General features: G+C 73.3%; 18 protein-coding genes. 11 read left to right on the top strand and 7 right to left on the bottom strand.

The genetic code is table 11. The features are described 5' to 3' along the window. Positions 1-38: 38 nt before the first annotated feature. The gene (locus tag ACZ6KF_RS10695) at positions 39-611 is read left to right on the top strand and encodes a transglutaminase domain-containing protein (protein WP_469177963.1); all 573 of its coding nucleotides are present in this window, start codon (positions 39-41) and stop codon (positions 609-611) included. A gap of 101 nt (positions 612-712) precedes the next feature. On the opposite strand, the gene ACZ6KF_RS10690 is transcribed toward ACZ6KF_RS10695, so the two are convergent. After that, positions 713-1,441: a lysophospholipid acyltransferase family protein gene (locus tag ACZ6KF_RS10690; protein ID WP_469159428.1), complete on the bottom strand. Its 729-nt coding sequence runs from the start codon at positions 1,439-1,441 to the stop codon at positions 713-715. 304 nt (positions 1,442-1,745) lie between these two features. On the opposite strand from ACZ6KF_RS10690, the gene ACZ6KF_RS10685 reads away from it, so the two are divergent. The 4 genes from ACZ6KF_RS10685 (at position 1,746) to ACZ6KF_RS10670 (ending at position 4,767) form a co-directional block, all read left to right on the top strand. Beyond that, positions 1,746-2,072, top strand: coding sequence for a TlpA family protein disulfide reductase (locus tag ACZ6KF_RS10685; RefSeq protein WP_469159427.1), 327 nt, complete (start codon positions 1,746-1,748; stop codon positions 2,070-2,072). A 133-nt stretch (positions 2,073-2,205) separates the two neighbouring features. Further along, the gene (locus ACZ6KF_RS10680) at positions 2,206-2,715 is read left to right on the top strand and encodes a flavin reductase family protein (RefSeq protein WP_356630303.1); all 510 of its coding nucleotides are present in this window, start codon (positions 2,206-2,208) and stop codon (positions 2,713-2,715) included. A gap of 219 nt (positions 2,716-2,934) precedes the next feature. Next, entirely contained in the window at positions 2,935-3,720 is a 786-nt protein-coding gene (locus ACZ6KF_RS10675) for an electron transfer flavoprotein subunit beta/FixA family protein (protein WP_356630301.1), read from the top strand. Between the two features lie 84 nt (positions 3,721-3,804). Next, positions 3,805-4,767 carry an electron transfer flavoprotein subunit alpha/FixB family protein gene (locus ACZ6KF_RS10670; protein WP_356630299.1) on the top strand — a complete coding sequence of 321 codons (963 nt, stop codon included), beginning with the start codon at positions 3,805-3,807 and terminating at the stop codon, positions 4,765-4,767. A 63-nt stretch (positions 4,768-4,830) separates the two neighbouring features. Here the strand turns inward: ACZ6KF_RS10670 and ACZ6KF_RS10665 are convergent, their stop codons facing one another. Further along, positions 4,831-5,736 (bottom strand): endonuclease/exonuclease/phosphatase family protein, encoded by a 906-nt coding sequence (locus tag ACZ6KF_RS10665; RefSeq protein ID WP_469238110.1) that lies wholly within the window; start codon positions 5,734-5,736, stop codon positions 4,831-4,833. A 210-nt stretch (positions 5,737-5,946) separates the two neighbouring features. On the opposite strand from ACZ6KF_RS10665, the gene ACZ6KF_RS10660 reads away from it, so the two are divergent. Continuing rightward, complete coding sequence (locus ACZ6KF_RS10660; protein WP_469238108.1) at positions 5,947-7,245, top strand: DUF6986 family protein; 1,299 nt, start codon at positions 5,947-5,949, stop codon at positions 7,243-7,245. 873 nt (positions 7,246-8,118) lie between these two features. Here ACZ6KF_RS10660 and ACZ6KF_RS10655 read toward each other — a convergent pair. After that, positions 8,119-9,168 carry a LacI family DNA-binding transcriptional regulator gene (locus tag ACZ6KF_RS10655; protein WP_356630293.1) on the bottom strand — a complete coding sequence of 350 codons (1,050 nt, stop codon included), beginning with the start codon at positions 9,166-9,168 and terminating at the stop codon, positions 8,119-8,121. A 175-nt stretch (positions 9,169-9,343) separates the two neighbouring features. Here ACZ6KF_RS10655 and ACZ6KF_RS10650 point away from each other — a divergent pair, with 175 nt between their 5' ends. The 3 genes from ACZ6KF_RS10650 (at position 9,344) to ACZ6KF_RS10640 (ending at position 11,887) form a co-directional block, all read left to right on the top strand. Next, the gene (locus ACZ6KF_RS10650) at positions 9,344-10,300 is read left to right on the top strand and encodes an ROK family protein (RefSeq protein WP_356630291.1); all 957 of its coding nucleotides are present in this window, start codon (positions 9,344-9,346) and stop codon (positions 10,298-10,300) included. Between the two features lie 186 nt (positions 10,301-10,486). Next, the gene (locus ACZ6KF_RS10645; protein ID WP_469238106.1) at positions 10,487-10,687 is read left to right on the top strand and encodes a hypothetical protein; all 201 of its coding nucleotides are present in this window, start codon (positions 10,487-10,489) and stop codon (positions 10,685-10,687) included. 144 nt (positions 10,688-10,831) lie between these two features. After that, positions 10,832-11,887 carry an NUDIX hydrolase gene (locus tag ACZ6KF_RS10640; RefSeq protein ID WP_469177955.1) on the top strand — a complete coding sequence of 352 codons (1,056 nt, stop codon included), beginning with the start codon at positions 10,832-10,834 and terminating at the stop codon, positions 11,885-11,887. A gap of 37 nt (positions 11,888-11,924) precedes the next feature. On the opposite strand, the gene ACZ6KF_RS10635 is transcribed toward ACZ6KF_RS10640, so the two are convergent. Then, on the bottom strand, positions 11,925-12,620 hold the full coding sequence (locus ACZ6KF_RS10635; protein WP_469238104.1) for an MBL fold metallo-hydrolase: 696 nt from the start codon (positions 12,618-12,620) through the stop codon (positions 11,925-11,927). A gap of 76 nt (positions 12,621-12,696) precedes the next feature. Further along, positions 12,697-14,052 (bottom strand): dipeptidase, encoded by a 1,356-nt coding sequence (locus ACZ6KF_RS10630; protein WP_356630283.1) that lies wholly within the window; start codon positions 14,050-14,052, stop codon positions 12,697-12,699. Positions 14,053-14,243: 191 nt separating this feature from the next. Here ACZ6KF_RS10630 and ACZ6KF_RS10625 point away from each other — a divergent pair, with 191 nt between their 5' ends. Further along, positions 14,244-15,545 carry a geranylgeranyl reductase family protein gene (locus ACZ6KF_RS10625; protein WP_356630281.1) on the top strand — a complete coding sequence of 434 codons (1,302 nt, stop codon included), beginning with the start codon at positions 14,244-14,246 and terminating at the stop codon, positions 15,543-15,545. On the opposite strand, the gene ACZ6KF_RS10620 is transcribed toward ACZ6KF_RS10625, so the two are convergent. After that, positions 15,535-15,990, bottom strand: a complete 456-nt coding sequence (locus tag ACZ6KF_RS10620; RefSeq protein ID WP_469159422.1) for a nitroreductase family deazaflavin-dependent oxidoreductase — start codon at positions 15,988-15,990, stop codon at positions 15,535-15,537. The two genes, ACZ6KF_RS10625 and ACZ6KF_RS10620, sit on opposite strands and share 11 nt — an antisense overlap. Before the next feature lie 379 nt (positions 15,991-16,369). Here ACZ6KF_RS10620 and ACZ6KF_RS10615 point away from each other — a divergent pair, with 379 nt between their 5' ends. Further along, positions 16,370-17,137, top strand: a complete 768-nt coding sequence (locus ACZ6KF_RS10615; protein ID WP_469238102.1) for a TetR/AcrR family transcriptional regulator — start codon at positions 16,370-16,372, stop codon at positions 17,135-17,137. Here ACZ6KF_RS10615 and ACZ6KF_RS10610 read toward each other — a convergent pair. Continuing rightward, positions 17,092-17,898: an AfsR/SARP family transcriptional regulator gene (locus ACZ6KF_RS10610; RefSeq protein ID WP_469238100.1), complete on the bottom strand. Its 807-nt coding sequence runs from the start codon at positions 17,896-17,898 to the stop codon at positions 17,092-17,094. The two genes, ACZ6KF_RS10615 and ACZ6KF_RS10610, sit on opposite strands and share 46 nt — an antisense overlap. Positions 17,899-18,029 lie beyond the last annotated feature (131 nt).

The following is an 18,029-nucleotide window of genomic DNA, read 5'->3' as shown; positions in this document are numbered from 1 at the left end:
TTGACTCTCGATCGGCCGCATACCTATGCTCCGATGCCATGCAGCTCATCCAGGAGACGGCCGACCTCTCCGCCTACCTAGCCGCCGACGAGGCGATTGACCACCATCACCCGCTCGTCGTGGAGACCGCCGCGCGGCTGGCCCGCGGGGTCGCCGACTCGTATGAATATGCACGGGCCGCATTCGAGTTCGTGCGCGACGAGATACCGCACTCCCACGACGCCGGCGACCTCCGTGTCACCTGGCGCGCCTCCGACGTCCTCGAGCAGCGCACCGGCATCTGCTACGCCAAGGCCCACGCGCTCGCCGCGCTGCTGCGCGCCGAGGACATCCCGACGGCGCTGTGCTACCAGCGGTTCGACGTGCTGCACGGCCTGGTCGCCGTGCGGTTCAACGGCGCCTGGCACCGCCAGGACCCGCGCGGCAACAAGCCCGGCGTGGACGCGCGGTTCTCCCTGGACGGCGAACGGCTGGCGTTCACCCCCCACCCCGAGGCCGGGGAGGAGGATCACCCGGTCCTCTACGCCCGCCCTCGTCCGGCCGTGCTCCGGGCCCTGCGGGCGGCGCCCGACCGTCCGGCCCTGTGGGCGACGCTCCCCACCGCGCTCTGAGGCGGCGGCTCTGAGGCGGCGGCTCTGAGGCGGCGGGGAGTTCCCGGACGGCGCGGGACGGCTTCCGGGCGGGGCGGGGCGGCTTTCGGGCGGCCCCGGAGTCAGCGCTTCTCGGCCTCGCGGACCTGCTCGGGCGTGGGCGCCGTGCCGCCGAGGTGGGCCGGCAGCCACCAGGTGTCGTCCGCGTCCCGGGGCCGGGTCGGATAGGCGCGCTGCGCCGCCTCCAGAAGCTCCTGCACGCGGTCGCGCAGCCGCCGGGTGATCGCGCCCGCGTACTGGTCGCGGGGGGCCTCGACGGGCTCGCCGACGCGGATGGTCACCGGCGTGTGGCTGCGCTTGAAGTTGCGCGGGTGACCTTTGGTCCACAGCCGCTGCGTGCCCCACACGGCCATCGGGATCAGCGGGACGCCCGCTTCCTGCGCCAGGCGCGCCGCGCCCGACTTGAAGCTCTTGAGCGTGAACGACTCCGAGATCGTGGCCTCGGGGAACACGCCCACCACCTCGCCCGAACGCAGCGCGTCCAGCGCATGCGCGTAGGCCGCCTCGCCCTGCGTGCGGTCCACCGGGATGTGCTTCATGCCGCGCATCAGCGGACCGGAGACCTTGTGCCGGAAGACCGACTCCTTCGCCATGAAGCGCACCAGGCGCTTCTGCGGCAGCGCCGCCAGCCCGTTGAAGATGAAGTCGAGATAGCTGATGTGATTGCTCACCAGCACGGCGCCGCCCGAGCGCGGAATGTTCTCCGACCCCTTGCAGTCGATCTTGAGGTCCCATGCCTTGAACAAGGTGAGCGCGAGGCCGACGACGGGACGGTAGACGAGTTCTGCCATGGGCGGGACGGACCCTTCCTGCTCTGCCTGGGGAGGTTCCCGGCCGGAAAGCTACGCTGCCGTAGGTTTACGGCATCTCGCAGATCGTGCCCCAAGAACGGACGGGTAGCCAGCCCTGGTGCCCGCGCGCGGAGAGATCCTCGTCACGTCGGCCCTGTGCCCACCTCGGGCTTTTTCCCTTCCTTGGCCATGCGTCGAGCGTTCCTCGGGGGAAACCCTTGCGGGAGCCGGGAATGTTTGCGGTCCCTGGACCGGTTGGCCAGGGGATGGCAGGAAGAACCCGACCCGTGGTGGGAGGTCGCGCGTGCGCGCACAGGACGAGGACGGGCGGCTGGGCCCGGCGGAACTCGGCGCCGGCCTCGGGGAGCGGGCCACGCTGGTCCAGTTCTCCACGGCCTTCTGCGCCCCCTGCCGGGCGACCCGCCGCGTCCTCGCCGACGTGGCGGCCCTGGTCCCCGGCGTGGTCCACGTCGAGATCGACGCCGAGGCCCGGCTGACCCTCGTACGCGCCCTGGACATCCGGCGGACCCCCACCGTGCTGGTCCTCGACGCCGAGGGGCGGATCGTGCGCCGGGCCGCCGGACAGCCCCGCAGGGCGGACGTCGTCGCGGCCCTGGGGGAGGCGCTATGAGGACCGGCGGACCGCCGCGCGCAGGCCGTGCGGACCCGCGTGGGGCCGCCCGCGCAAACGGGCGCGGCCTTGACTGCATCGCACGGATATCGTCAGCCTGCTTTGGCCCGCCCACCCCAGGAGAAGGCCCTTCATGACCGCCGGCACCGAACTCGCCAGCCCTCGGCTCACCGCGTCCGAACTGCTCCGTGCCGCGTTCCGGCGGCACGCGGCGGGCGTCGCGGTGATCACCGCGCGGGACGAGCACGGCCCGGTCGGATTCACCGCCACCTCCCTCACCTCCGTCTCCGCCGAACCGCCGATGCTCTCCTTCGGCATCGCCGTCGGCTCCTCCAGCTGGCCCGCCGTCTCGGCTGCCGAGTACGTCGGGGTGCACATCCTCGGCGAGCACCAGCGGGAGCTGGCCGCCACCTTCGCCCGCAGCGGCGCCGACCGGTTCGCCGCGCCCACCGTGTGGCGCGAGGGGCCCGAGGGCGTTCCGGTCCTCGACGGTGTGCAGGCCTGGCTGGTGTGCCGCGTCCACGCGCGCGTGCCCGTCGGCGACCACCGGATCGTCGTCGCGGAGATCGTCTCGGGCGACCCGGACGGCGCCGGCCGCCCGCTCCTCTACCACCAGGGGCGGTTCACCGCGCTGCGCGATTGATCACGGTCCGTCCGTGTGTGCGGAGCGGGCCGGTTCCGGTTACGCTGCGTTGCGAAGGTCACAGTTCAAAGCGCTTGCTTAGCGGGCAGGAACTGGATGTACTGGCGAGTAATATCTCGCTCGGGGCGTGGGTCGCTCCGATGGGATCGGCCGCTTGAGGGCGCCTATGCTGCCTGCAAGCAGGCAGCCGAGAAATGACGATGCAGTAGGAGAGCCGGCGTGAGCTTGAGGATCGTTGTCACTGTGAAGTACGTGCCCGACGCCACTGGCGACCGGCACTTCGCCGATGACCTGACCGTCGACCGCGACGATGTGGACGGTCTGCTCTCCGAACTGGACGAGTACGCGGTCGAGCAGGCGCTGCAGATCGCGGAGGCCGCCGACGACGCCGAGGTCACCGTGCTGACGGTCGGCCCCGAGGACGCCAAGGACGCCCTGCGCAAGGCCCTGTCGATGGGCGCCGACAAGGCCGTCCACGTCGAGGACGACGACCTGCACGGCACCGACGCCATCGGCACCTCCCTGGTGCTGGCCAAGGCGATCGAGAAGGCCGGCTACGACCTGGTCATCTCCGGCATGGCCTCCACCGACGGCACCATGGGCGTCGTCCCCGCGCTGGTCGCCGAGCGCCTGGGCGTCCCGCAGGTCACCCTGCTCTCCGAGGTCTCCGTCGAGGACGGCACGGTCAAGGGCCGCCGCGACGGCGACGCCGCCTCCGAGCAGCTCGAGGCCACGCTGCCCGCGGTCGTGTCGGTCACCGACCAGTCGGGCGAGGCGCGCTACCCGTCCTTCAAGGGCATCATGGCGGCCAAGAAGAAGCCGGTGCAGTCCTGGGACCTGGACGACCTGGACATCGACGCGGAGGAGGTCGGCCTCGACGGCGCCTTCACCAAGGTCGAGTCCGCGACCGAGCGCCCGGCCCGCACGGCCGGCACGATCGTCAAGGACGAGGGCGAGGGCGGCAAGCAGCTCGCCGCCTTCCTCGCGGAGCGAAAGTTCGTCTGACGCAGCCTCGCGGGCCGGAAGTTCATCCGAGCCCCGCATTCGCCGACCGCCCCCTCACACTTTCGCAAGCAGGAGAGCATTCCCATGGCTGAAGTCCTCGTCTACGTCGACCACGTGGACGGCGCCGTCCGCAAGCCCACCCTGGAGCTGCTGACCCTGGCCCGCCGCATCGGCGAGCCGGTCGCCGTGGCCCTCGGAGGCGGCGCCGCCGACACCGCCGCCACGCTGGCCGAGTACGGCGCCGTGAAGGTGCTGACCCACGACGCCGCCGAGTACGCCGACTACCTGGTCGTCCCGAAGGTGGACGCCCTGCAGGCCGCGTACGAGGCCGTCTCCCCGGCCGCCGTGCTGGTGCCGTCCTCCGCCGAGGGCAAGGAGATCGCCGCCCGTCTGGCGCTGCGCATCGGCTCCGGCATCATCACCGACGCCGTCGACCTCGAGGCCGGCGACGAGGGCCCGGTGGCCACCCAGTCGGTGTTCGCCGCCGCCTTCACCACCAAGTCCCGCGTGATCAAGGGCACCCCGGTCATCACCGTCAAGCCCAACAGCGCCGCCGTCGAGGCCGCCCCGGCCGCCGGCGCGGTCGAGGCGCTGGAGGTCTCCTTCGGCGAGCTGGCCACCGGCACCAAGGTCACCGGCCGCACCCCGCGCGAGTCCACGGGCCGCCCGGAGCTGACCGAGGCCGCGATCGTCGTCTCCGGCGGCCGAGGCGTCAACGGCGCCGAGAACTTCGCGATCATCGAGGCGCTCGCCGACTCCCTCGGCGCGGCCGTCGGCGCCTCCCGCGCCGCGGTGGACGCCGGCTGGTACCCGCACACCAACCAGGTCGGCCAGACCGGCAAGTCGGTCTCGCCGCAGCTGTACATCGCCTCCGGCATCTCCGGCGCGATCCAGCACCGCGCGGGCATGCAGACCTCGAAGACCATCGTGGCCATCAACAAGGACCCCGAGGCCCCGATCTTCGACCTGGTCGACTACGGCGTCGTCGGCGACCTGTTCGACGTCGTCCCGCAGCTCACCGAGGAGATCAAGGCCCGCAAGGGCTGATCGACGCGCCCGGCCCGGGCCGTACGAGGCCCCCGTGACCGCACCGGTCACGGGGGCCTCGTCTCATCCCAGGGTCAGCGTCGCCTGCACGGGCAGGTGGTCGCTCGGGAACCGGCCGTCCACGGAGAAGGTGTTGATCTCCGCCCGGTGGACGGCGACCCCCGGCGTGGCGAGGATCCAGTCGATGCGGTCGCCGCCGGGCGTCAGCGGCCGGTAGCCGTGGAACGTGGCGTACAGCGGGCCGCGTTCGGCGGCCGTGTCCCAGGTGTCGGTAAGCCCTGCGGCCAGCATCGTGTCGTAGACCGGGTTGCGGTGCGCGGCGACGTTGAAGTCGCCGGTCACCAGCAGCGGCAGCGCCGGGCCGAGTGCGGCGATCCGCCGGGCGATCAGCTGGGCGGCACGCGCGCGTGCGTCCTGGCTGCGGTTGTCCAGGTGGGTGTTGAGGACGCCGAACTCCCGTCCGGCGTCGGCGAGATCCCGGAACCGGACCCGGGTGACCATCCGGATGGAGCCGCCGCCCCAGGTGTTGGATCCGATGACGTCCGGGGTGTCGGAGAGCCAGAAGTGGTCGTACTCCACCGGGGCGAGCCGCCGGGTGTCGTAGAACACGGCCATGAACTCGTCGCGGCTGCCGCCCGCGCGGCCCGTGCCGATCCAGTCGTAGTGCGGCCCGAGGTCGGCGTCGATGTCCCGCAGCTGCTGGTAGAGGCCCTCCTGGGTGCCGAGGACGTGGGGCCGCTCGCGGCGCAGCAGCTCGCGCGTCACCGGCCTGCGCACGGCCCAGCTGTTCGGCTCGGCCGTGCTCGCGAACCGCAGGTTGAACGACATGACCCGCAGCGCGTCGCCCGCCGCTTCGGCGGCCGACGCGGGCGCGGCGGACAGTGCTGTACCGGACAGAGGCAGGGCGGCGGCCGCCGCCAACGCGGTCTGCAGGCCCAGGCGGCGCGTGAGGCGGCTGTGGTTCGGCACGGGGGCTCCTTCGGACGCGGCTGACGAGGCGGACGGGGTGCGGTGGAGGTGCGCTCGTCGAGAGTCTTCCCGCGCCGGATGAGATGAGAGTGAACATGTCGAGAGCCCGCAGTGGCCCGGTCGGGAAGCGGCGTTGACCGGCGTGGGGGTCCCGGATAACTTCGTTTTACGGATTACTGATTCCGTAAAGCGGAAAATGGAGGGTTCGGGATGGGGCAGGGCCAGCAGGAGCAGGTGGCGACGAGCCTCGCCGACACGGTCGCCGAGGAGATCGGCGCCTTCCTCGCCCCCGTCGACGCCGAACTGGCGCGCCGCTACCCCGGCGACCCCGGCACCCGCCAGCCCGTCCACACCGTCTACGTGCCCGGCGACGCCTTCGCCGCCGGCACCGTCCGCTCCTGGGGCGACCGGGCGCTCGCCGCCCTCGACGACCACGCGCCCGACGCCGCCTCCTTCGCCGCCGTCCTCGGCCTGGCCGACGACCTGGCCGAGGCCGTCCACGACCGGGTCCGCGCCAAACTGGAACGGGAGCCGGTGGAAGACCTCCGCATCGACTTCGAGGACGGCTACGGCCCACGCCCCGACGCCGAGGAGGACGAGACCGCCGCCCGGGCCGCCCGGCTCGTCGCCGAGGCGCACGCGGACGGCACCGCGCCCCCGTACACGGGCATCCGCATGAAGTGCATGGAGGCCCCGGTGCGCGACCGCGGCATCCGCACCCTCGACATCTTCCTCACCGGCCTGATGCGGGCCGGCGGACTGCCCGACGGGCTGCTGCTCACCCTGCCCAAGGTCACCTGCCCCGAGCAGGTCACCGCCATGGTCCGGCTCCTGGAGGCGTTCGAGAAGGCGCACGGCCTCCCGTCCGGCCGGCTCGGCTTCGAGGTCCAGATCGAGACCAGCCAGGCCATCCTCGCCGCCGACGGCACCGCCACCGTCGCCCGGTTGATCCAGGCCGCCGAGGGCCGCGCCACGGGACTGCACTACGGCACCTTCGACTACAGCGCCTGCCTCGGCGTCTCCGCGGCGCACCAGGCCAGTGACCATCCGGCCGCCGACCACGCCAAGGCGGTCATGCAGGTCGCCGCCGCCGGGACCGGCGTACGCCTCTCGGACGGCTCCACCAACGTCCTGCCGGTCGGCCCCACCGAGCAGGTCCACGCGGCCTGGCGGCTGCACTACGGACTCACCCGGCGGGCCCTGGCCCGTGCTTACTACCAGGGCTGGGACATGCACCCCGGCCACCTCCCCACCCGCTACGCCGCCGTGTTCGCCTTCTACCGAGAGGGCTTCGCCCAGGCCGCCGGGCGACTCGCCCGCTACGCCGAGCGGGCCGGCGGCGACATCATGGACGAACCCGCCACCGCCAAGGCCCTCAGCGGCCATCTGCTGCGCGGCCTGGACTGCGGCGCCCTCGACGTCGCCGAGGTCGCCCGGCACAGCGGTCTGACCCGCGCCGACCTGGAGGCCTTCGCGGCCCCCCGGCGCCGGAACCCGACGGCGACCTGATCCGTCCGTGCGGTGAGACCGAGGCCCGCCGCGTCCGTCCGGCGAGCCCGCGCGGGAGGCCCTCGGCAGGCGCCTCCCGGCTCGCGGGCGCGGACGTACCGCTCCGGGCCGCAGGCCGTCACAGCCCTTCCCCGGCGAACAGCCGGGTGCCCCCGGTCGCACAGCCCCCGGTCGGCGCGCGCCCGCGCGCAGAACGCCTCCGGCGTGTCCCCGAACAGCTCGCCCAACCGCGGGAGGGCGACGAGGAATTCACCGATCAGGACGCGCCGGTCGCCGGTGTGCCTGCGGGGCGCACCGGCGGCGCCGTCGTGGCAGGACGCCGTGCCGGTCGACGCACGCGAACCCGCCCGGTGACACCCGGCCTTGGGCGACCTCGGCCCCGACGTCGGGCGAAGGCAGCCACGCCCGGCGGAAGGCGCCGCGCCTGAGCGCACGCCTTGGCTCGCGTCGAGCACCGTGAGCTGCTCGGCCTCCAGCCACAGCACGAACAACTCCCATACGGCGCCGTGCGCGGACCGGCGACGCCGAGACGTACCCCATGAGGCTCACGTGCGCCGAGACGCCCACGTCGACGCCGGTCACCCGCGCCTTCACCATCGGCACGCGGGAGATGACGCCGAACTCGGCCGGCTTGTGACGCAGTTGAGCGGGGGAGGCGTTCGACCCGACGGCGAGCACGGGCCCCCGGCCCTCGTGCACCGGGCGGTCCAGCGGCAGCAGCCGGTCGCCGTCCAGCAGGGCAGCATCCGGCGGCCGGGCGGCCGGGCGGCCGGGCGGCCGGGCAGGCCGGCGGCGCCTCACGCGGCAGCACGGCCCGTCCGAGGGCCTCCAGCGTGCGGTCCTCGTCCGTGCGGTCGTCCACGGGTGGACCCGTCAGTCCGCCGGTGGCAGCTCACCGGAGCCGCGGGTGATCAGCCGGGTCGGCAGCTCGATGCGGTCCGGGGCCGTCAGGGAGCCGTCCAGCTGACGGAAGAGACGCTCGGCGGCGGTGCGGCCGAGCGTCGCCGCGTCCTGGGCGACCACGGTCACGCCCGGCCGGAGCAGGTCGGCCAGTTCGATGTCGTCGAAACCGACGAGGGCCACCGGGCGGGTGTGCTCGGCGAGCACCCGGATCACCGTGACCGTCACCCGGTTGTTCCCCGCGAAGACTGCGGTGACGGGGGCGGGCCCGGACAGCATCTCCTCGGCTGCCCGCCGCACCCGCTGCGGGTTCGTGGCGCCGAGCGACGTCCAGGAGGCCTCCGCCCGGATGCCGGCGTCCTCCAGGGCCGCCCGGTAGCCGCGCAGCCGCTCGGCGGCGGTGTGGATGCGGGGCATGTCGCCGATGAACCCGATCCGGCGGTGCCCGTGCGCGATCAGATGGGCCACGCCGTCGCGGGCGCCGCCGAAGTTGTCCGAGAGCACCGTGTCCGCCTCGATCATCCCGGCCGGGCGGTCCACGAACACCGTGGCGACACCCGCCTTCAGCTCGGGCTCCAGATAGCGGTGGTCGCCGCCGGCGGGGATGACGAGCAGCCCGTCCACCCGCCGCGCGCACAGTGCCAGCACCAGTTCCTGCTCGCGCTCGGGATCCTCGGCGCTGGAGCCGTTGATCAGCAGGGCGCCGTGCGCGCGGGCCACCTCCTCCACCGCGCGGCTGAGGGGGCCGTAGAACGGGTCCGCCAGGTCCTCGAGGACCAGCCCGATGCTGGCGGTGCGGCCCTTGCGCAGCACGCGGGCGCTGTCGTTGCGGCGGAAACCGAGGGCCTCGATGGCCTCCTGCACGCGGCGTTCCGTCTCGGGCGTGACGCCCGGCTCACCGTTCACCACCCGGGAGACCGTCTTCAGGCCGACCCCGGCGCGCGCCGCGACGTCCTTCATGGTCGGCCGGTTGCCGTAGCGGGTCCCGGTGGGGCGGTCTGCTCGGCGGTGGCTCTCGGGCACGGTGGGGATCCTGTCCTTCTGCGTGGGTCCTGCGGGTTCCCGGGGAGGTGGCGCCTTTCCCGTGGGGATGTGGCGTCGAGCATAGGGCCTGGACGACTGGACAACGTTGTCAAAAGCGGGGACACTGCCTAGGTTTTCCGATGTGACCGATGGCTGACGGGGAGATTTCACACTGATGCACACCGACCTCGTGGCCGCGCTGGACATCGGCGGCACCAAGATCGCGGGCGCGCTGGTGGACGACGGCGGCCGGATCCTGGCGCGCGCCCAGCGCCCCACGCCCGCCCGGCAGGACGGCGACACCGTGATGCGGGCCGTCGAAGAGGTGATCGGCGAGCTGAGCGCCTCGCCCCTGTGGGGACGGGCGGACGCCGTCGGCATCGGCAGCGCCGGCCCGGTGGACGCCTCGGCGGGCACCGTCAGCCCGGTCAACGTGCCCGGCTGGCGGGAGTATCCGCTGGTCGAGAGGGTCCGGGCGGCGACCGGCGGGCTGCCCGTCGAGCTGATCGGCGACGGCGTGGCCATCACGGCGGCCGAGCACTGGCAGGGCGCGGCGCGCGGCCACGACAACGCGCTGTGCATGGTCGTGTCGACGGGAGTCGGGGGCGGGCTGGTCCTCGACGGACGGCTGCATCCCGGCCCGACGGGCAACGCGGGCCACATCGGCCACATCAGCGTCGACCTCGACGGCGACCCGTGTCCGTGCGGGGGACGCGGCTGCGTGGAGCGCATCGCCAGCGGTCCCAACATCGCGCGGCGCGCGCTGGAGGACGGCTGGCTGCCCGGCCCGGGCGGCGACACGTCCGCCGCCGCGGTGGCCGCCGCCGCCCGCGCGGGCGACCCGGTCGCCGTCGCCTCCTTCGAACGCGCCGCCCGGGCCCTCGCCGCCGGCATCGCGGCCACCGCGACCCTGGTCGAGATCGACATCGCCGTCATCGGCGGCGGCGTCGGCAAGGCGGGCGACGTCCTCTTCGCCCCCCTGCGCGAGGCCCTCGCCGACTACGCGACCCTCTCCTTCGTACGGCGCCTGACCGTGGCCCCGGCCCAGATGAGCACGGACGCCGGGCTGGTGGGCGCGGCGGCCGCGGCCCTGACGGGGCGGAGGGGGCGCGTGCGGGCGGCGGGGGTGTGAGAGGGGCGGTGGTGTTGTGCGCGGTCCCGGGGAGCCGGAGCAGGGGGCGGGCGGGGCGGTTCGTCGGGCGGTACGGGGGGTCGGGCGATGAGCGGTGGTGAGTGTGGGCAGTGGTGGGCATCCGGTGGGTGGTTTCCCCGCGCGGCCCTGCGTGACCCCCGGGCGGCGCCGGCCGTTGAGTGGGGCATGAAGAAGCGCAGCATGCTCGCCATCGCCTCACTCGCCACCGGGTTCGTCGTCGCCGCGATCAGCCCCTCCCACAGCGTGGACCAGCGTCCGGACGGCATCGGGGCCGGTCAGGCGCTCGGGTCGCTCGACGGGGCGGTCGCCGCCGCCGACACGCCGCGGCCGGACGACGCCCCCGCCCCCGGCGCGCGGGAGAACTGACCCAGGACTCACCCCCCGCACCCCGAGGCGCCGGTCCCCGTGAAGGGGCACCGGCGCTTCCGCTTGTGTGCCCTCAGCAGGGGCTGGTTTCCGTGGCAGGGTGAAGCGGGCAAGCCACAGGGGGCCAACAGAAGAGGGGGACACGTGACCGTCGTTTGGATCAACGGCGCGTTCGGTGCGGGAAAGTCCACGACCGCACGGGAACTGATCGAACTGATTCCGAACAGCACGCTCTTCGACCCCGAGGACATCGGCGGAGCGCTCGGGCACCTGCTGCCGGCCAAACGCCTCGCCGAGGTCGGCGACTTCCAGGACCTGCCGATCTGGCGCCGTCTCGTCATCGACACCGCGGCCGCGCTGCTGAACGAGCTGGGCGGCACCCTCGTGGTGCCCATGACCCTGCTGCGCCAGGAGTACCGCGACGAGATCTTCGGCGGCCTCGCCGCACGCCGGATCAGTGTCCGGCACGTCCTGCTCGCCCCGGCTGAAACGATCCTGCGTGCGCGCATGGCCGCCCGTGAGGTCCCCCCGGACCCGCCCGACGGCGCGATACGCGAGATACGCGCGGGCCAGTGGGCCCGCGACCACATCGAGCCCTACCACACCGCCCTCGCCTCCTGGCTCGTCGCCGACGCCCACCTCGTCGACAACGGCGCCCTCACGCCGTACGAGACGGCCGTCCGCATCGCGGAGGCGGTCGGCTCGGGGGCCGTGCCCGCCTGCGACATCGTGCAGACGCCGGAACCCACCGCCGAGACCCTCGCCTCCGGTGTCCTCCTCTTCGACGAACGGGACCGCGTCCTGCTCGTCGATCCCACCTACAAGCCCGGTTGGGAGTTCCCCGGCGGCGTGGTCGAACCCGGCGAGGCCCCCGCCCGCGCCGGGATCCGCGAGGTCGCCGAGGAGACCGGGATCCGGCTTCAGGACGTACCGCGCCTGCTCGTCGTGGACTGGGAACCGCCCGCCCCTCCCGGATACGGCGGCCTGCGCCTCCTCTTCGACGGCGGCCGCCTCGACTCCGCCACCGCGGGAAGCATGCTGCTGCCCGGCCCGGAACTGCGCGACTGCCGTTTCGTCACCGAGGAGGAGGCCGCCGGCCTGCTGCCGCCGGTCCGCTATGAGCGGCTGCGCTGGGCCCTGCGCGCGCGCGAACGCGGCGCGGCCTTCTATCTGGAGGCAGGGGTTCCCGTAGGCGTGTAGGGGAGGGAGCGTGCAGGAGAGGCAGCGGGCGGGCCGGTCAGGCGTAGGAGTCGGCCGACGCGCGCAGCGCCGTCGCGGCATCGGTGGTCACCGGGTCGCCGTGCCCGAAGCAGGCGATCCGCGCGTCGAGCGCCGCCAGCCGGCGGAAGGAGGCGACGGCCTGCGCCCGGTCGACGTTGAACACCCCGAGGATCACCGCGCCGTCCACCGGGGACACGGCCACCGCGTCCCCGGTGAACAGCACGCCGTGGCGCGGCAGATGCACCCCGATGCTGCCCGGCGTGTGGCCGGGGGCATGGACGACGTGCGCCCCGCCGCCGAAGTCCAGGACGTCGCCCTCCTCCACCTCGGTGACGCCTGCCGGGCGGGCGTACTCCACCTGCGGCAGCAGAGCCAGGGCCGCCGCGTGCAGGGGCCGCTCCCACTCCTCGAACACCGGTGCCGGGCCCGGCCGTTCCCCCCGCACCACCGGCGCCTCCAGACCGTGCGCCACCACCTCCGCGCCGGTCAGCGCGGCCAACTCGCCCGCCCCGCCCGCATGATCCTCATGAAAGTGAGTGAGCACGATGCGCCGTACGCGACCCCAGTCCCGTACGGCGTCGGCGATCCGTTCCCCCGAACCAGCCGGTCCCGCGTCGATCAGCGTCAACTCGGACCCGTCGCGCCAGACGTAGGCCTGGCCGACCGGAAAGCGCAGCAGGTGAAGACGCGGATGAAGCTCGACGATGTCCATGGGACGACGTTAGGCAGGGCCCTCGCGCCGGGGCGAGGGCCCTCTGCTGTCGGCAGAACGGTTGTCGGCGAAGCCGTCAGCTCGCGGCGTAGTTGCGCAGGAACAGCGCCTCCGCCACCGACAGGCGCTCCAACTCCTCCGGCGACACGCTCTCGTTCACCGCGTGGATCTGCGCCTCCGGCTCGCTCAGCCCGATCAGCAGGATCTCCGCGCGCGGGTAGAGGGCGGCGAGCGTGTTGCAGAGCGGAATGGAGCCGCCCTGCCCCGCGAAGCTCATCTCCTGCCCCGGGTACGCCACCGCCATCGCGTCCGCCATCGCCCGGTACGCCGGGCTGCTCGTGTCCGCCCGGAACGGCTGCCCCTGCCCGATCTGCTCCGTGCTCACCCGCGCGCCCCACGGCGTGTGCGCCTCGATGTGCGCCTGGAGCAGCTTGGTCGCCTGCGCCGCGTCCACGCCCGGCGGCACCCGCAGGCTGACCAGCGCGCGGGCGCTCGCCTGCACGGACGGTGTCGCGCCGACGACCGGCGGGCAGTCGATGCCGAGCACGGTGACCGCCGGGCGCGCCCAGATCCGGTCGGCGACCGAGCCCGAGCCGATCAACCGCACGCCGTCGAGGACCCGGGCGTCCCGGCGGAACTGCTCGTCGTCGTACTCCAGCCCTTCCCACCGGCTGTCCGCACCCAGCCCGTCCACCGTGGTCGAACCGTCCTGCGCGCGCAGCGAGTCCAGCACCCGGATCAGCGCCGCGAGCGCGTCCGGGGCGGCGCCGCCGAACTGCCCGGAGTGCAGATTGCCCTCCAGCGTGTCCACCTTCACCCGCACCAGCGTCATGCCGCGCAGCGTCGAGGTCACGGTCGGCAGGCCGGCGCGGAAGTTGCCCGAGTCGCCGATCACGATCGCGTCGGCCTCCAGCAGCTCCGGATGCTCCTCGGCGTACCGCTCCAGACCGCCCGTGCCCATCTCCTCGGAGCCCTCGGCGATCACCTTGACGTGCACCGGCACCCCACCGTTCGCCTTCAGCGCGCGCAGCGCCAGCAGGTGCATGATCACACCGCCCTTGCAGTCGGCGGCCCCGCGCCCGTACCAGCGGCCGTCGCGTTCGGTCAGCTCGAACGGCGGAGTCGTCCAGGCGGCCTCGTCCAGCGGCGGCTGCACGTCGTAGTGGGCGTACAGCAGCACCGTCTTCGCGCCCTCGGGCCCCGGCAGGTGGCCGTACACCGACTGGGTGCCGTCCGGGGTGTCGAGCAGCGCCACGTCCTGGAAGCCCTCGGCGGCGAGCGCGTCCGCGACCCATCGGGCGGCCCCCTCGCTCTCGCTCCTCGGGAACTGGTCGAAGTCCGCCACCGACTTGAAGGCCACCAGCTCGCCGAGTTCCGCCCTGGCCCGCGGCATCAGCGAGGCGACGGTCTCGGCGACCGGATTCGACGACATGGGCACGCTCCTCGTGGGTGCGACGTGTGGGCGGACGTGCGGGTGCGATGGGCGCCGGCACGTAACGACGTGCGGGTGCACGTCATGATGATCCGTGTGGCTCGATCCTCCCACAGCGGCCCCCGCGGACGGCCGCCGTAGGATGCGGGGGACAGGTGCGGCATGCGGCTTGATCGGAGCAGTAGACCATCGTGAGCAGCGAGAACTCTTCGGCGGACGACGCGCGGCAGGTGTGGGACGTCGTCGTGGTGGGCGCGGGACCCGCGGGGGCCTCGGCCGCCTACGCGGCGGCGGTCGCGGGGCGGCGCGTGCTGTTGCTGGAGAAGGCGGAGCTGCCCCGCTACAAGACCTGCGGCGGCGGCATCATCGGTCCCTCGCGCGACGCCCTGCCTCCCGGCTTCGAACTGCCCTTGCGGGACCGGGTGCACGCCGTGACCTTCACGAACAACGGACGTTTCACCCGCACCCGCCGCTCCCGCACCATGCTCTTCGGGCTCATCAACCGGCCCGAGTTCGACCAGCAGCTCGTGGAGCACGCCCAGAAGGCCGGCGCCGAACTGCGCACCGGCGCGACGGTGACCCGCGTGGAGCAGCACGGTTCCACGGTGCCCGACCGGCGCACGGTGGCCGTCGTCCTGCAGGGCGGCGAGGTGGTGCTGGCCCGGGCCGTCGTCGGCGCGGACGGCAGCGCCAGCCGGATAGGCGCCCACGTCGGCGTCAAGCTCGACCAGGTGGATCTCGGTCTGGAGGCGGAGATCCCGGTCCCGGACACGGTGGCCGAGGACTGGAAGGGGCGGGTCCTGCTCGACTGGGGCCCGATCCCCGGCAGCTACGGCTGGGTCTTCCCCAAGGGCGACACCCTCACGGTCGGCGTCATCTCGGCGCGCGGCGAGGGCGCGGCCACCAAGCGCTACCTGGAGGACTTCATCGGACGGCTGGGCCTCGCCGGCTTCGAACCGTCCATCTCCTCCGGCCATCTGACCCGCTGCCGCGCCGACGACTCACCGCTCTCGCGCGGCCGGGTGCTGGTCTGCGGTGACGCGGCGGGGCTGCTGGAGCCGTGGACGCGCGAGGGCATCTCCTTCGCCCTGCGGTCGGGACGCCTCGCGGGGGAGTGGGCGGTGCGCATCGCGGAGGCGCACGACGCCGTGGACGCCCGCCGCCAGGCGCTGAACTACGCCTTCGCCGTCAAGGCCGGTCTCGGCGTGGAGATGAGCGTCGGCAAGCGGATGCTGGCGATCTTCGAACGGCGGCCCGGATTCGTCCACACCCTGCTGACCGGGTTCCGGCCCGCGTGGAACGCCTTCCGTGAGATCACCCAGGGCTCGACCTCGCTGGGTGAGCTGGTCCGCAGCCATCCGATGGCCCAGCGCGCCCTGACCGCGCTCGACCGGCGGTCACCGGTCGGGAAGGACCAGGAGAGCAAGCAGGAAGGGGAGCGGGAGGGCCGGGGCGGCGACGGAGGCCGCGAGGGAGCCGAGGTCACGTCCTGACCGTGATGCGGAAGACGGGGTGGTCGGGAGCGATACGACGCAGCTCGGACTCCGGCGAGTCGGGACCGACCCCCCGGAAGAAGACGCCGACCTCGGCCTTCCAGCGCTTGAGGTAGGCGCGCAGCAGCGGCGGCTTGTCGTCGTCGGCGACCTCCGTGGCGGTGAACTCCTCCACCCGCTTGCCCAGCCGCAGCTCACCGCCGCCCGCGGCACGCATGTTGTGCGTCCACTGGACGTGGCCGCGCGGGGCGACGAGGTACTGCTCGCCGTCCAGCGTCAGCACGTTGACGGGGGTGGTCCGCCACTCGCCGCTCTTGCGCCCACGGACCGCGAGCACGCGGGAGCCCCAGACGCTGAGGCCGCGGCGGGTGAACCAGGCGATGGTCGGGTTGATGACGTTCACGGTGATCCGGCCGGGTTTTTGGACGTGGGTGGAGGTGGACATGAGGGCTCCTTGGGTTGTTGGTGGGTGCGGGGGTGCGGTGAGCGGTGCTCCTATAAGTGAGCGCTGCTCCCGTCCGTGAGCGACGCTCCTTGTTGTGAGCGGTGCTCTCGTGTTCGTGTCTTGAGTGTGCACCGGATTGGTGCTTCGAAGCAAGAGCAGTGCTCTCTTTTGTGTGCGGCGATCTGGATTCGATCTGCACGGTCCTCATGTTGCGTCGGTGGTCGGGTTTCGGAGCACTGCTCCCAGCGGAGTGCGCCGCTCAGGATCGATCGCCCCGCCCCACATCGCGTGCACCGCTCCAGCCCCAGTGCACTGCTCGAACTCGTGTGCACTGCTCTGAAACGTGTGCACTGCTCCGCCGTCATGGCACACTGACCCCATGACCAACCCAGTGCGCGGCGCCCGAGCCAAGGCGAGAATCGAGGTCACGACCGCCATCAAGGACGAGGCGCGCAGACAGCTCGCGGCCGAGGGCGCCGCCAAGCTCTCGCTGCGTGCCGTCGCCCGTGAGCTGGGCATGGTCTCCTCCGCGATCTACCGCTACTTCCCCAGCCGCGACGACCTGCTCACCGCGCTCATCATCGACGCCTACGACTCCCTGGGCGAGGCCGCCGAAACGGCGCACGACGCGGTTGCCGAGGAGGGTCCCGTCCGGCGCTGGACCACCGTCTGCGAGGCGGTGCGCGCCTGGGCGCTGGCGCATCCGCACGAGTACGCGCTGATCTACGGGTCCCCGGTCCCCGGCTACACGGCGCCGCAGACCACCGTCCGGGCCGCCGCCCGCGTCGGGCTGCTGCTCATCGGCATCGTCCGCGACGCGCGGCAGGGCCTCGGCGTGGCCAAGCCGCGGGTGCCCGAGGAGCTGCGGCCCGAGGCGGTGCGGATGACCGTGGACCTCGCGCCCGATCTGCCGCCCGAGGTCGTGGTCACGCTGGTGGCGGCCTGGGCGCAGTTGTTCGGGCTGGTGGGGTTCGAGGTGTTCGGGCAGTTCAACCGGGTCGTCGAGGAGCGGGAGCCGTTCTTCCGGAACGCGGTGCTCCAGCTCGCCCACACCGTCGGCCTCGTGTACCCCCAGCAGGGCCGTGCGGGCGCCGGACCCCGTCAGGGCACCGCGACCGGCGGCAAGGGAAGCAGCTCCGGGTCCTGACGCAGGATCCGGGCGTGCAGTGACCGCAGCGCGGGCCCGGGGTCCGCGCCCATCGCCTCGGCGAGCCGTTGCCGCGCGCCCTCGTAGGCGGCGAGTGCGTCGGACGGGCGGCCCGCCTGGCACAGCGCCAGCATCAGCAGCTCCACGAGGCGTTCGCGCAGCGGGTGCGCGGCGACGAGCCGGACGAGTTCGTGGACGTACTCGAAGGACCGGCCGAGCCGGATCTCGCCGGTCAGCCTCGCCTCGAGAAGGGTGAGCCGCTTCTCCGTCCAGCGCAGGCGCTCCGCCGCCAGGTACGGCGCCCGGAGGCCCTCGGCGAAGTCGCCGCGCCACAACTCCTCCGCGCGACGGGCCAGTTCGACGGCCTGCCGCACCTCTCCGGCGTCCCGGGCGGCGAGCGCCGCGTCCACCAGCCGGCGGCGTTCGCGCAGGTCGCCGATGTCGGCGCCGGTGAGCCGGTACCCGGCGCCGGTCCAGGTCAGCTCCGGCCCGCCGCCCAGCGCACGGCGCAGCCCGGAGACGTACTTCTGCACGAGGTTGCGCACGTGCACCGGAGGCGCGCCGCCCCACACGGCCTCGACCAGGCCCTCGTACGACAGCGGGCGGCCCTCCTGCAGCAGGAGAACCGCGAGCACCGCTCTCTGTTTGGGCGGGCCGAGCGGGATCTCGACCCCGTCGCGCAGGGCGCGCAGGGGGCCGAGCAGTTCGAACCGCAGGTCGTTCACCCCGCCACCCGCCGCGCCGTTCGTCCCCTCACCCATGGGGCGAGCGTATCCCGAGCCGGCCCACCGCGGCGGAACCGCAGCGGACCGCGACGGTGGCTCCGAGCACCATCGCGCTGCCCAACCGCCTCCGCCCGATCCCGTCCCGCCCCCGCCCCGCCTCATCCCTC

It is taken from the genome of Streptomyces sp. NPDC046379 (genome assembly GCF_055587785.1).
The sequence above is the reverse complement of the archived record's forward strand: the minus strand, read 5'-3'. Positions and strand labels throughout refer to the sequence as shown.

Bases quoted from the DNA above. Each gene is read 5' to 3' on its own strand.
- ACZ6KF_RS10695 (WP_469177963.1), top strand. From the start codon at position 39: ATGCAGCTCATCCAGGAGACGGCCGACCTCTCCGCCTACCTAGCCGCC.
- ACZ6KF_RS10690 (WP_469159428.1), bottom strand. From the start codon at position 1,441: ATGGCAGAACTCGTCTACCGTCCCGTCGTCGGCCTCGCGCTCACCTTG.
- ACZ6KF_RS10680 (WP_356630303.1), top strand. From the start codon at position 2,206: ATGACCGCCGGCACCGAACTCGCCAGCCCTCGGCTCACCGCGTCCGAA.
- ACZ6KF_RS10670 (WP_356630299.1), top strand. From the start codon at position 3,805: ATGGCTGAAGTCCTCGTCTACGTCGACCACGTGGACGGCGCCGTCCGC.
- ACZ6KF_RS10660 (WP_469238108.1), top strand. From the start codon at position 5,947: ATGGGGCAGGGCCAGCAGGAGCAGGTGGCGACGAGCCTCGCCGACACG.
- ACZ6KF_RS10650 (WP_356630291.1), top strand. From the start codon at position 9,344: ATGCACACCGACCTCGTGGCCGCGCTGGACATCGGCGGCACCAAGATC.
- ACZ6KF_RS10645 (WP_469238106.1), top strand. From the start codon at position 10,487: ATGAAGAAGCGCAGCATGCTCGCCATCGCCTCACTCGCCACCGGGTTC.
- ACZ6KF_RS10635 (WP_469238104.1), bottom strand. From the start codon at position 12,620: ATGGACATCGTCGAGCTTCATCCGCGTCTTCACCTGCTGCGCTTTCCG.
- ACZ6KF_RS10630 (WP_356630283.1), bottom strand. From the start codon at position 14,052: ATGTCGTCGAATCCGGTCGCCGAGACCGTCGCCTCGCTGATGCCGCGG.
- ACZ6KF_RS10620 (WP_469159422.1), bottom strand. From the start codon at position 15,990: ATGTCCACCTCCACCCACGTCCAAAAACCCGGCCGGATCACCGTGAAC.
- ACZ6KF_RS10615 (WP_469238102.1), top strand. From the start codon at position 16,370: ATGACCAACCCAGTGCGCGGCGCCCGAGCCAAGGCGAGAATCGAGGTC.
- ACZ6KF_RS10610 (WP_469238100.1), bottom strand. From the start codon at position 17,898: ATGGGTGAGGGGACGAACGGCGCGGCGGGTGGCGGGGTGAACGACCTG.